This is a genomic window from Thiocapsa bogorovii (assembly GCF_021228795.1).
GTDB lineage: Bacteria > Pseudomonadota > Gammaproteobacteria > Chromatiales > Chromatiaceae > Thiocapsa > Thiocapsa bogorovii.
The window spans coordinates 560,004-572,055 of sequence record NZ_CP089309.1 but is presented as its reverse complement, the minus strand read 5'-3'; the positions used below and the strand labels follow the sequence as shown (position 1 = coordinate 572,055).

Sequence of the window (12,052 nt, the reverse complement as noted above, 5' to 3'; positions counted from 1 at the left end):
CCCGGCCTATCCGGTGAGCGCAGCGAAGACTGCCGGTAGCCGTTCGGGCAGGCGCTCCACATGATCGACGATGGAGTACTGGTTCTCGCCGAAGATCCGGGCCACATAGCGGTCGGCCTGCGGGTCGAGCGTGAGGCAGTAGCTGTGGATGCCCTGCATGCGCAGCTCCTCGACGGCCTTCTTGGTGTCGTGGCGCAGGTATTGCGGATCGCGTTCGTCGATATCCGCGGGCTCGCCGTCGGTGATCACCAGGACCAAGCGCTTTTGGGCCGGTTGGCGCGTGAGGTGCCAGCCGGCATGGCGCAGCGCCGCACCCATGCGGGTCGAGAGTCCGCCCTTCATGCCGGCCATGCGTGACTTGGCGTTGTCGTCGTAGGACTGGTCGAAATCCTTGAAGCGATAGTACTGGACGTCGTGTCGGCCGTCGGAGGCGAAGCCATGCACGGCGAAGCGGTCACCGATGCCGTCGATCGCCCAGGCCAGAAGCCCGGTCGCCTCGCGGGTGAGGCTGAGGATGCTCGGTGCCGTTGCGTAATCCGGGTCGTCCTTCTTGACCCCGACCTTCTCGTTGGTCGATTCCGAGAGATCCATGAGCACCACGATGGCGAGATCCCTGACATGGCGGGTGATGCGGATATTGATCCTTGGATCCGGCATGGTGCCGCGGCGCACGTCGATCATGGCGCGCACGGCGGCGTTCAGATCCAGCTCCTCGCCCTCCTCGTAGCCGCGTCGGCGCACGTTGCCCTGCGGCTGGAGTGCGTCGATCAGACGGCGGATGCGGCTCGCGACCGGCTTGTGCTTGGTGAGGATCTCGTCCATAAGCGCCGGGTCGCCGCGGCCTTGACGCCGTTCGATGACGGTCGCCCAATCCGGGCGGAAGAGTTGGACCTGATAGTCCCACTCCTGATAGTGGTAGGGGTCCGAGATGGGCTCCTTGCCCTCCATCGCGTTGAAGGAGACGCCCTCGTCTTCGTAGGGGAAGAACTCCGTCGCGCAGACCCAGATCTCCTGAGCGTCGTCCCCGGCGGTCTCGACATCGACCTCGTTCGCCATCTCCGTCGCCGAGACGTACTTGCGCACCTGTTGCTGCGAGGCGGGCAGATAGTCGACGCCGCGGCTCAGGAAGAGGTTCTCGCCACAGTTCCAAACATAGCGATTGTCGTCCCGATAGGGGATTGGCCAGCTTTCCAGGATGCGCAAATTGGGCAGCGCGACGGTCTTGATGGCCTGGTTGTAGAAGGTGACGCCGGCGTCCCAACTGATGCGGTTGTCGTGCGGACGCTCGGCCAGTGCGGCGCGGAAGGCGACGGCGGTGTCGTCGATGAGCGGGAGTCCGTCGACATAGTCCGGATCCAGTAGGGCGCGCGCCTGGCGCAGCATCAGATCCATCATGGGATGCGGATCGACGGCGTCGTCCATCGGCCCGAGCTGCGCCGTGAAGAATGACAGCCAGAGCTTTCTGAGTCCCGGAAAATCCCGGATCGCCAGGGCCTCGACACGCGCGTCCTCGAACATCTCGATCAGCTTCATCTGTGCCGGCATCAGCTGTTCGGCGCTGATTGCACGGGTGCCGTAGACCATGTGGGCCGCGCAGTGGGCGGCGGCAGCGCGGTAGGTCTCGATCCCGGAGATGCCACGGAAGCTGTCGAAGGCGTCCGGCAGATGGATCTGGAAGTCTTCGATGAAGGGTCGCAGTCCTTGGCGCGACTCGAAGTCGCCCGAGGTCGGGCGCATGAAGAACGACCGGGCCCAGAGTGCGCGAAGATAGAAGTTGAGCTTGCGTTGGTTGTCGACGAGCAGGGTCCCGCGCCGTTCCTTCTGAAGCACCGCGCGCGAGGACTCCGTCTGAAGACCGAAATAGGCCATCTGACCGTCAAGATCGCGTGCATGGGCCTGAGCGCCCCAGAGTGCCCAACGTCGCAAACCGCCGAGCGTGAGTTTGGAGAGCAGCTCGTCCATGTTCTCCATCATCGGGCGCAGGCCCCGCGGCGACTTGCCCGAGAGCTGATGCAGCAGGTTGAGATACCCGCGCAGCACCTCCGCATCCCCGAGCCGGCTCGCGGCCAGCGGCATGCTGGCCATGATCAGTGCCACCACCGTTCCCGAGGTGTGCGATGCCAGCTTCATCAGTGCGCTCACCACCTCGGGGGTGATGTCCTCGCCCACCTCCTTGGCGACCCGCGGCATCTCCTGCACATAGGTCAGGACCAGATCGGCGCCTTTATTGAGGCCGCACATCGCCTTGATGCCGGTCAGGTAATGCTCCAGTCCGCGCGGCGACATGACGCGCGCGGCTTCGTGGTAGCTCGCTTCCAACGCCTGGGTGTGCGGGTGATCCACGTCGGCCTTAAGGCAGGAGAGGTATTCGGAGAAGTCGATCATGATTTGATTGAGCTTTCAGCGATCAGCTATTAGCTATCGGTTTTCAGTGGTTAGCCGCTTGATCAAAGATGAGAGCATTCGTTTGACTTCCGAGAGTCGGTCGCGGATTTCCTGATGCTCGGAATCGCTCATATAGCCTAGATCCCTTGCCAGTAGTGCTTGGTACTCCACCTCCGAGGCAGAGCCGAACGCAATCGAAAGAAAACGCGCGAAATCTGCGTCGCTTCGCCTTCCGGAACCCTCCGCGATATTGGAAGCTACCGAAACGGCGGCCCGTCTAATTTGAAATGTGAGCCCGAACCGCTCATCCGATGGGAAGGTTTGCGTGTAACGATAGACCGCGAGCGTCGCGTCATGCGCCTTCACCCAGACCAAGAGGTCGCGGAAATCCTGCATGAGTTAAACTTCTAACCGCCCGAAGCTGAGCTCCAATAGCTGATAGCTGATAGCTGATAGCTGATAGCTGATAGCTGATAGCTAAAAATATGTACTCACCGCCGCATCCAGCGTATCGCGCATATCCGGATCATCGGTCAGCGGTCGGACCAACGCCATCCGGCAGGCGGATTGTGGATCGATGCCCTTCCCGATGAGTTGGGCGGCATAGACCAGCAGGCGGGTGGACATGCCTTCGTCGAGCCCGTGACCCTTGAGATTGCGGCTGCGTTGGGCGACCTGGACCAGCTTCTCGGCGGTCGCCTTGTCGACATGACCCTCGTGGGCGACGATCTCGGTCTCGATATCGGCCGAGGGGTAGTCGAAGTCCAGGGCACCGAAACGCTGCTTGGTCGATTGCTTCAGATCCTTCATCAGGCTCTGGTAGCCGGGGTTGTAGGAGATGACGATCTGAAAATCGGGGTGCGCGTGCACCAGCTCGCCCTTCTTCTCGAGCGGAAGCTGGCGGCGATGGTCGGTTAGCGGATGGATGACGACCGTGGTGTCCTGGCGGGCCTCGACGACCTCGTCCAGATAGCAGATGGCGCCGATGCGTGCGGCCACCGTGAGCGGGCCGTCCTGCCATTTGGTGCCGTTGATGTCCAGCAGAAAACGCCCGACCAGGTCGGAGGCGGTCATGTCCTCGTTGCAGGCAACCGTGATGAGCGGGGCGCCGATCTTCCAGGCCATGTATTCGACGAAGCGCGATTTACCGCATCCGGTCGGTCCTTTGAGCATCACCGGCATGCGGGCGTCGTAGGCCGCCTCGTACATGACGACCTCGTTCTGCACGGGGCGGTAATAGGGCTCGTCCTTGATCAGATATTGGTTGCGGTCGATCTCGCTCATTTCATTGCTCTCTCGTTTACAAGCCGACGACAAAAAAGCCCCCGCCCCGCACGTCAGGACAGGGGCTTCTTCCGTCAATCCGTTGTTGGATCATCGGTTTTCGCCCAAGCGAAAACCGATCCTCAGACCGGCTTGCCCCGGAAGACGACCATTTCCGCGCCCTTGGACTGGGCGTAGTTGTCGTAGCCGACCAGACGCACATGGTTGTCGGGATGTGCCTTGTGGCAGGCCTCGGCCTCGGCCAGGATGGTGTCCACGTCGGTCTCGCCGAACATCGGCAGCTTCCACATGTACCAGTAGTGGTCGAAGGCGTTTTCCGGCTCGCTGTGCTCGATGGCCGGATTCCAGCCCTTGGAGACGATGTATTCGACCTGCTTGCGAATGCGGGCCTGGTCCATCTCGGGCAGGTAGGAGAAGGTCTCGAACTTACGGCTGCTCGGATCGTCGAGGCTGGATTGATAGTCCTGCATGGTGCTCATGGGTGTGGCTCCGAAACTGGGTTCGTGGTGAAAATCGGTTGGAACGTCGATCGCAAGCGTCGCTGGCGTCGAGCTTTCAGCCGTCAGCTCTCAGCGTAAGGCCGGCGCTTCGCGGCGATAGCCCGTAGCTGATGGCTGACAGCTAATCGCTGACAGCTTACTTATGCGACACGTCGAGCTTGTCGACGGTATCGAACTCGAACTTGATCTCCTTCCAGGTCTCCATGGCGATCTTGAGCTCGGGGCTGTGCTTGGCGGCGTTGGTGAGGATCTCCTTGCCTTCCTTCTCGATCTGGACGCCCTGGTTACGGGCCTCGACGCAGGCTTCGAGCGCGACACGGTTGGCCGCGGCGCCGGCTGCGTTGCCCCAGGGATGGCCCAGGGTGCCGCCGCCGAACTGCAGGACGGCGTCGTCGCCGAAGATGCTGACCAGCGCAGGCATGTGCCAGATGTGGATGCCGCCGGAGGCGACCGCGAAGGCACCGGGCATGGCGCCCCAGTCCTGATCGAAGAAGATGCCGCGCGAACGGTCTTCCTTGACATAGGACTCACGCAGCAGGTCGATCCAGCCGATGGTCGACTCGCGGTCGCCCTCGAGCTTGCCGACGACGGTGCCGGTATGCAGATGGTCGCCGCCGGACAGGCGCAGGATCTTGGTCAACACACGGAAATGGATACCGTGGTTCGGGTTGCGGTCGAGCACGGCATGCATGGCGCGATGGATGTGCAGCAGCACGCCGTTGTCGCGACACCACTGGGCCAGGCCGGTGTTGGCGCAGAAGCCGCCGGTGATGTAGTCGTGCATGATGATGGGCGCGCCGATCTCTTTGGCATACTCGGCACGCTTGAACATCTCGTCCGGGGTCGGTGCGGTGACGTTCAGGTAATGGCCCTTGCGCTCGCCGGTCTCGCGCTCGGACTTGTCGATCGCGTCCATGACGAAATCGAAGCGTTGACGCCAGCGCATGAAGGGCTGCGAGTTGACGTTCTCGTCGTCCTTGGTGAAGTCCAGACCGCCGCGCAGACACTCGTAGACGGCACGGCCGTAGTTCTTGGCCGACAGACCCAGCTTGGGCTTGATGGTGCAGCCGAGCATCGGGCGGCCATACTTGTTCATGATGTCGCGCTCGACCTGGATGCCGTGCGGCGGGCCGTTGCAGGTCATCACATAGGCGATCGGGAAACGCACGTCTTCCAGGCGCAGGGCACGCACGGCCTTGAAGCCGAAGACGTTGCCGACCAGCGAGGTGAAGACGTTGACGACCGAGCCTTCTTCGAAGAGGTCGATCGGGTAGGCGATGAAGGCATAGAAGGCGTCGTCGTTCCCCGGGACGTCCTCGATGGCGTAGGCGCGGCCCTTGTAGTGGTCCATGTCGGTCAGCAGGTCGGTCCAGACCGTGGTCCAGGTGCCGGTGGACGACTCGGCGGCAACGGCGGCAGCGGCCTCTTCACGCGGAACGCCGGCTTGCGGGGTGATCTTGAAACAGGCTAGGAGGTCGGTCTCCGACGGGGTGTATTCCGGCATCCAATATGTTTCGCGATACTCTTTGACGCCCGCGCTGTAGGTCTTTGCCATGTTCGCTTGTCCTCGGAAATTGTGAAGAAATTCGCCGGTCCAGTTCTGTGCTGGTCCGCAGTCCCGCATGATGCGCTGCGCGCTTGGAACTTGAGGCGGCAGTATATGCAAAAACCCTATAATTACTAGTTAATATTGCTTATAGTCGTCATAAGCATAGACTTATGTCTATGGTTCGTCCGCCAGCCGCCAGCCGCCAGCCGCCAGCCGCCAGCAGATGGCATGCGACCGGCTTCCACGGTCCGGGCTCAGCCGTGCGCGGGGCTCAAGGATCACGGCAGGCGGCAGACGGCTCAGTCGAAAGAGGACACTACTCGTGCACGTCTCGCTCCGGCAACTTAAGGTCTTCGAGGCGGTGGCGCGCCACCTCAGTTACACGCGAGCCGCCGAGGAGTTGCATTTGAGTCAGCCGGCAGTCTCGATGCAGGTGCGGCAGCTCGAAGAGGAGGCCGGATTGTCCCTGTTCGAGCGTCTCGGCAATCGCATCCTGCTGACCGAGGCCGGTCGGGAGGTCTACGACTACGGCCGGACCATCAACAGCGCATTGCAGGAGATGGAGGAGGTGCTCGAGTCCCTGAAAGGGGTCAGCCGAGGTCGGCTGCACCTTGCGGTCGCGAGCACGGTCAACTACTTTGCGCCGCGCCTCTTGGCGATCTTCCATCAGCGCTACCCGGGGATCGGTTTGCAGCTCGACGTCACCAATCGCGAGCAACTGGTGCGCATGCTGTGCGACAACACGGTCGATCTCGTGTTGATGGGGGTGCCTCCGACTGACATGGATGTCGAGTCCGAGGCATTCATGGCAAACCCGTTGGTGGTGATCGCGCCGCCCGGTCATCCGCTCGCGAGCGAGCCGGCGATCAGTCTCGCGCAGCTGGCCGAGGAGGTCTTCGTGATGCGCGAGCCCGGCTCGGGTACGCGGCAGACGATGGAGCGCTTCTTCGGCGAGCGCGGTCTAGCGATCCGCCACGGGATGCAAATGACCCGCAACGAGGCCGTGAAACAGGCGGTCCGCTCCGGGCTGGGGCTGAGTGTCGTGTCGCTCCATACCATCGAGCTGGAGCTCGAGACCCGGCGGCTGGTCATGCTGGATGTGCAGGGCTTCCCGGACCAGCGGCAGTGGTATCTGGTCTATCGCCGGGGCAAGCGCCTCTCGCCTGCGGCCAACGCCTTTCGGGAGTTCGTGCTGACGGAGGCCGCACTCATCGCCGCGCCCAAAAGCCTTTCTCGGCTGTCGGAAGGTGGCGCCTGATGCCGCCTGAGACATGCGTGAAAAAGCAGGTCTTCCGTTGGGCACGAGGCCGCGGCGGACCCGCGCCGCGGGTCCCATGTCCGGTGCTGAGGAAGTTCTTGTCGGGCTTCTTGCGGATTCTTTTTCTGGCCTCGCTGTCGGTGGTGCCGAGCATCGTCTTTGCCGCATCGTCCGATCGGCACGCCGATCCGCTCCCCGATCCCGTCCCGGATTGGGTCGTGACCGACGCCGAAGGCGAAATCCGGGTACCGCTCTACGTCTATTGGTCCCGGACCTGTCCGCATTGCAAAGCGGCCCTCGCTTTTCTGGACAGGTTGCGCCAGGAGACGCCCTGGATCCAGGTCCGTTCCTACGAGCTTGCGGCCGATCGCGCGCATGTCCGGCGCTATGTCGAGATGGCGGCCGCTCTGGGCGAAGAGGCTCGCTCGGTGCCGGCCTTCTTCGTGTGCGGGCGCATGTTGACTGGATTCGACGACGCCGAAGGGGTCGGGGCGCAGCTGGTCGGTCTGGCGCGCGTCTGTCGTCAGGTCGCGGGTCAGGGCGGCGCGCTCGATGCCGAGGCTCCCGTGTCGCCGCCGTTCGACGGCATCCGTGTGCCGCTTTTGGGAGATCTCGATCCCGGGGCCATGTCGGTGCCGGTCTTTACGCTGCTGCTGGCAGGGCTCGATGCCTTTAATCCCTGCGCCTTCTTTGTCCTCTTTTTCCTGCTCAGTCTGATGGTCCATGCCCGCAGCCGGACGCGGATGCTGTTGATCGGCGGTACCTTCGTGCTCTTTTCCGGCTTGGTCTATTTCCTGTTCATGGCCGCTTGGCTGAATCTCTTCCTGGTCGTCGGCGGGGCGGCGGTGGTGACGACGGTCGCCGGGCTGGTCGCGCTGCTGGTCGGCGGGCTGAACGTGAAGGACTATTTCTTCTTCCGCCGGGGACCGAGCCTGTCGATCCCCGACCATGCGAAGCCCGGACTCTTCGCGCGGATGCGCGTTCTGCTGGCGGCGGATCGGCTCGGGGCCATGTTGATCGGAACGCTCGTCTTGGCGTTGGCGGCGAACAGCTACGAGCTGCTCTGCACCGCGGGGTTCCCGATGGTCTACACGCGGGTGCTGACGCTACATGACCTTTCCGCGCCCGCCTATTACGGGTATCTGGCACTCTACAATCTGATCTACGTTCTGCCGCTTCTGGCCATCGTTCTTGTCTTTACCTTCACGCTGGGGGCAAAGAAACTCACCGAGCGCCAGGGGCGAATCCTGAAGCTTCTCTCGGGCCTGATGATGCTGGGGCTGGGGGCTGTCATGCTCCTTGCCCCCGAGATGCTCGTCCATCCGGGCGTCGGCATACTTCTGCTGCTGTTCGCACTCGGGACGACCAGTCTCGTCGTCATCTTCGGTAAGACCGCCGCTTGAGACCGGTGGGTTGGTCGGATCCCGTCGATCGGCGCCGTGGTTCGGTCGTTGACCGTCTGCGTCTGCCCGCTCGCTACCACGATAAGACAGGGGGTGAAAAGGATCTGCCGCTTCGCAGCCGCGCGGGGATTCGTCTAAACTAGCCGACCGTCTCAGCTATGCGCGAATGCCGACCATGCCCGACCGCCCTTCGAGTGACACCGGTATCACCCTGCACCGCTATCCGTTGCTGGCTTCGATCAACTCCCCGGCGGACCTTCGCGCCTTGCCGGAGCATCTGTTGCCTTCGGTCGTCAACGAACTGCGAGGCTTTCTCGTCGACACTGTCTCGCAAACCGGCGGTCATCTTGCTGCCGGTCTCGGCGTGGTCGAGTTGACGGTCGGTTTGCACTACGTCTTCGACACCCCCGACGACCGGCTGGTCTGGGACGTCGGCCACCAAGCCTACCCGCATAAGATCCTGACCGGGCGGCGCGATCGCATGCCCACCTTGCGCCAGAAAGACGGACTCTCCGGCTTTCCCAAGCGCTGCGAGAGCGACTACGACTGCTTCGGCGTCGGCCATTCCAGCACCTCCATCAGTGCCGCGCTCGGGATGGCGTTGGCTGCGAGACAACAAGGCGAAGGCCGCGACGCAGTCGCCATCATCGGCGATGGGGCCTTGAGTGCAGGCATGGCATTCGAGGCACTGAACCACGCGGGCTCGATGGATATCGATCTGGTCGTCATTCTCAACGACAACGAGATGTCCATCTCGCCGCCCGTCGGCGCCATTACAAACCATCTCGCGCGGCTGCTTTCGGGCAAGATCTATACGACCATGCGCGAGGGCAGCAAGACCGCCCTGCGCGGGATGCCGCAGCTGCGTCATCTGGTCGGTCGCTGGGAAGAGCACATGAAAGGCATGTTGATGCCGAGTACCCTGTTCGAGGAGCTCGGGTTCAACTACATCGGCCCCATCGATGGCCACGACGTGCATTCGGTGGTCAAGACCCTTCGCAACATCAAGGGGATGCGCGGTCAACGCTTCCTTCATGTGGTGACCCAGAAGGGCCACGGCTACGAACCTGCCGAGGGCCAGCCGGTCACCTATCACGGGGTGACCCCGTTCGATCGACGCACCGGCGAGCTGCGCAAGGGTGCCTCCAAGGGCCCGACCTACACGCAGATCTTCGGGAGCTGGCTCTGCGACACGGCCGAGGCGGATTCGCGCCTGGTCGGCATCACTCCGGCGATGTGCGAAGGCTCCGGCCTAACGGTCTTTTCGAAACGCTTTCCCGAGCGCTTTTTCGATGTCGGGATCGCCGAGCAGCACGCGGTGACCCTGGCGGCGGGAATGGCCTGCGAGGGCGTTAAACCCGTGGTCGCCATCTATTCGAGCTTCCTGCAGCGCGCCTACGATCAGCTGATCCACGACGTTTGTCTGCAGGGTCTTGACGTCACCTTCGCGGTCGACCGCGGCGGTTTGGTCGGCGCGGACGGGGCGACCCATGCCGGCAGCTTCGATTTGAGCTTCGGCCGGCCGCTTCCCAAGCTCGTCATTATGGCCCCGGCAGACGAGAACGAGTGTCGCGCCATGCTTCGGACCGCGTATGAGTATCCGGGGCCCGCCATGGTTCGCTATCCGCGCGGCAACGGGCCCGGTGTGGCGATCGACCCCGAGACGCCGGCCCTGTCGATCGGTCGCGGCGAGGTCGTCCGGCAGGGGAGCCGGGTGTCCCTGCTCGCCTTCGGCAGCATGGTGACGCCCGCGTTGACGGCAGCAGAGGCCGTGGACGCGACAGTGGCCAATATGCGCTTCGTCAAGCCGCTCGATGGTCCGCTGATCCGGGCGCTGGCCGAGGGCCATGATCTCTTGGTGACCGTCGAGGAGAACAGCATCGCCGGAGGCGCCGGGAGTGGCGTGGCCGAGTGGCTGGCTGCAGAGGGCATCGATATCCCGTGCGTGCATCTCGGGTTGCCGGATCGCTATATCGATCATGCCGAGCATGCCCAACAGCTCGCCGCGTGCGGTTTGGATGCCGACGGAATTCTTGCCTCCGTGCGTGACGCCTACGGGGTTCGGTTTCCCGATCGTGACCTGTCGGCGGTCGCGGACGCGAAGTCCGCGGGCGGCGCACGGGTCAGACACCAGGGCGCCGGCGCCGCATGAGGCGATTTCTCGGCGGGACGGTCCTCACGGTCGCGATCCTGCTCGGCCTCGTTCTCGCGGTCGGACCTCTGGCGCTCGGATATCTCGCCAAGGTCGGCTACGAGGATCTCCTGGCCGATCTCATGAAAGATCTGCCGGACCGGGAGATCTTGGAGAACAGCTTCCATCGAGGCTGGTTTGACTCCAGCGCCGCATTCGAGGTGCTGATCCCGCCTGATTCGGCGTCCCAAGCGCCGCTGCGCCCCACTCGGATTCGACTGGACAGTCGCATCGAGCAAGGGCCTTGGACCTGGCTCACCACGCGCCTTCCCCCCGTCCTAGGTCGTGTCCACACCCGGATCGAGGTCCAGGGGTTCCCGGTTGCCCTGCCGGTGCTGCCGGTGAGTATCGATCTGTATGCGGACGGTTCGGGTCGGATGCAGCTGCGGGTGCCGCCGGGGGAGACCCTAGCGACGTCGCAGGTGATGGGGCTGCGCTACGGATCGCTCGACGGGGAGTTGCTTGTTGCGCCGGGTCAGGAGGCCATCGAGTTTCGTTTGATGCTCTCCGAGGGTGTCCTGACGACGCCGACGGGACCGCTCGTCCGCCTGTCCGATCTCCGATTCAAGGCCGATCGGCCCGATGCTGCTTCCGGCACGGGTCGCTTGCAGGTTGCATCGGTCGAGCTCGAGGGTGCCGCGGGCGCGGTGGTCTCGGCGACATCTGCACCGCCGGCACTGCGGCTTGAGGGCCTCTCGGCAACCCTATCGCACGCGCTTCGCGAGGGTCTCCTGGATCTGCGCCTCGGACTCGCCGCCCAGCAACTCGCCACCGCCTCCATGACCTACGGTCGATCGGAGCTCGGCCTCTCGGCCGAGCGTCTGGACGCCGAGGCCCTCGCCGATCTGGGAAAGGGCATCCGCCTGCTGGCCTCCGACCAGGTCGGGCAAGAGATGCGCGGTCTGATTGCGGGCGGGCTGATCGCGCGTCTGGCACCGCGTTTCGTAGCAAGCGGGACCCGGATCGGCGTCGAGCCAATCCGGATCGAGACCCCCGACGGCCTTGCCTTGGGGCGCCTGGATCTGCGTTTGGACCCAGGCAACGATTCACAGAGCCGGCTGACCTCGGGTGTCGTCGATTGGCTGGTCCTCCTGCGAGCCGACGGTGACCTGGAGCTTCCCGAAGCGGTCGCATTGGACTGGATCGCCCGCGTGCTCGGACCCGACATCGAGGATCGGGCTCTCCCGACGTCGGAGCCTTCGGCCGAGAAAGCCGGGCGCCAGGAGGCGGAGACCCTGCTCGAAGGATGGATCCGCGAGGGTTGGGTCACCCGGCGCGATACCCGGATCTCCTCGGCGTTGCGTCTGGGCGACGGGCTCTTGACCGTCAACGGCAAGACGGTGCCGCTCCGGTAGACGATCCGAAACCGCGTCCCGAGTGAGTTGATCGGTGGGCGTGCTCATGAGCTCGGCCACGTCGCCGGTCGTCGCCGTAGGGTGGACACGCGCAGCACAGTCCCCCAGCGCCGGCGCGGGGGCCGGT

The 12,052-nt window shown here is 63.8% G+C and carries 9 protein-coding genes; 4 read left to right on the top strand and 5 right to left on the bottom strand.

The features are described 5' to 3' along the window. Positions 1–6: 6 nt before the first annotated feature. The 5 genes from LT988_RS02770 to LT988_RS02750 all read right to left on the bottom strand — a co-directional run bounded on the left by LT988_RS02770 (position 7) and on the right by LT988_RS02750 (position 5,724). Positions 7–2,388, bottom strand: coding sequence for a nitric oxide reductase activation protein NorD (locus LT988_RS02770; protein WP_232410497.1), 2,382 nt, complete (start codon positions 2,386–2,388; stop codon positions 7–9). A gap of 30 nt (positions 2,389–2,418) precedes the next feature. Further along, positions 2,419–2,781, bottom strand: coding sequence for a four helix bundle protein (locus LT988_RS02765; protein ID WP_232408732.1), 363 nt, complete (start codon positions 2,779–2,781; stop codon positions 2,419–2,421). A gap of 81 nt (positions 2,782–2,862) precedes the next feature. Then, a complete protein-coding gene (locus tag LT988_RS02760; RefSeq protein WP_232408731.1) occupies positions 2,863–3,669 on the bottom strand; it encodes a CbbQ/NirQ/NorQ/GpvN family protein in 807 nt (268 codons plus the stop codon). 122 nt (positions 3,670–3,791) lie between these two features. After that, positions 3,792–4,148 (bottom strand): ribulose bisphosphate carboxylase small subunit, encoded by a 357-nt coding sequence (locus LT988_RS02755; RefSeq protein ID WP_232408730.1) that lies wholly within the window; start codon positions 4,146–4,148, stop codon positions 3,792–3,794. Positions 4,149–4,305: 157 nt separating this feature from the next. After that, a complete protein-coding gene (locus tag LT988_RS02750; RefSeq protein ID WP_232408729.1) occupies positions 4,306–5,724 on the bottom strand; it encodes a form I ribulose bisphosphate carboxylase large subunit in 1,419 nt (472 codons plus the stop codon). Positions 5,725–6,040: 316 nt separating this feature from the next. Here LT988_RS02750 and LT988_RS02745 point away from each other — a divergent pair, with 316 nt between their 5' ends. The 4 genes from LT988_RS02745 to LT988_RS02730 all read left to right on the top strand — a co-directional run bounded on the left by LT988_RS02745 (position 6,041) and on the right by LT988_RS02730 (position 11,925). Continuing rightward, on the top strand, positions 6,041–6,976 hold the full coding sequence (locus LT988_RS02745; RefSeq protein WP_232408728.1) for a LysR family transcriptional regulator: 936 nt from the start codon (positions 6,041–6,043) through the stop codon (positions 6,974–6,976). A 98-nt stretch (positions 6,977–7,074) separates the two neighbouring features. Further along, complete coding sequence (locus LT988_RS02740; protein ID WP_232408727.1) at positions 7,075–8,379, top strand: glutaredoxin family protein; 1,305 nt, start codon at positions 7,075–7,077, stop codon at positions 8,377–8,379. Positions 8,380–8,554: 175 nt separating this feature from the next. Continuing rightward, positions 8,555–10,531 (top strand): 1-deoxy-D-xylulose-5-phosphate synthase, encoded by a 1,977-nt coding sequence (gene dxs / locus LT988_RS02735; RefSeq protein ID WP_232408726.1) that lies wholly within the window; start codon positions 8,555–8,557, stop codon positions 10,529–10,531. Beyond that, positions 10,528–11,925, top strand: a complete 1,398-nt coding sequence (locus LT988_RS02730; protein WP_232408725.1) for a DUF945 family protein — start codon at positions 10,528–10,530, stop codon at positions 11,923–11,925. The genes dxs and LT988_RS02730 overlap by 4 nt, the downstream gene beginning before the upstream one ends. Positions 11,926–12,052 lie beyond the last annotated feature (127 nt).

Excerpts from the sequence above, each read along its gene's own strand:
- dxs (WP_232408726.1), top strand. The coding sequence starts at position 8,555 with ATGCCCGACCGCCCTTCGAGTGACACCGGTATCACCCTGCACCGCTAT.
- LT988_RS02750 (WP_232408729.1), bottom strand. The coding sequence starts at position 5,724 with ATGGCAAAGACCTACAGCGCGGGCGTCAAAGAGTATCGCGAAACATAT.
- LT988_RS02730 (WP_232408725.1), top strand. The coding sequence starts at position 10,528 with ATGAGGCGATTTCTCGGCGGGACGGTCCTCACGGTCGCGATCCTGCTC.
- LT988_RS02760 (WP_232408731.1), bottom strand. The coding sequence starts at position 3,669 with ATGAGCGAGATCGACCGCAACCAATATCTGATCAAGGACGAGCCCTAT.
- LT988_RS02765 (WP_232408732.1), bottom strand. The coding sequence starts at position 2,781 with ATGCAGGATTTCCGCGACCTCTTGGTCTGGGTGAAGGCGCATGACGCG.
- LT988_RS02755 (WP_232408730.1), bottom strand. The coding sequence starts at position 4,148 with ATGAGCACCATGCAGGACTATCAATCCAGCCTCGACGATCCGAGCAGC.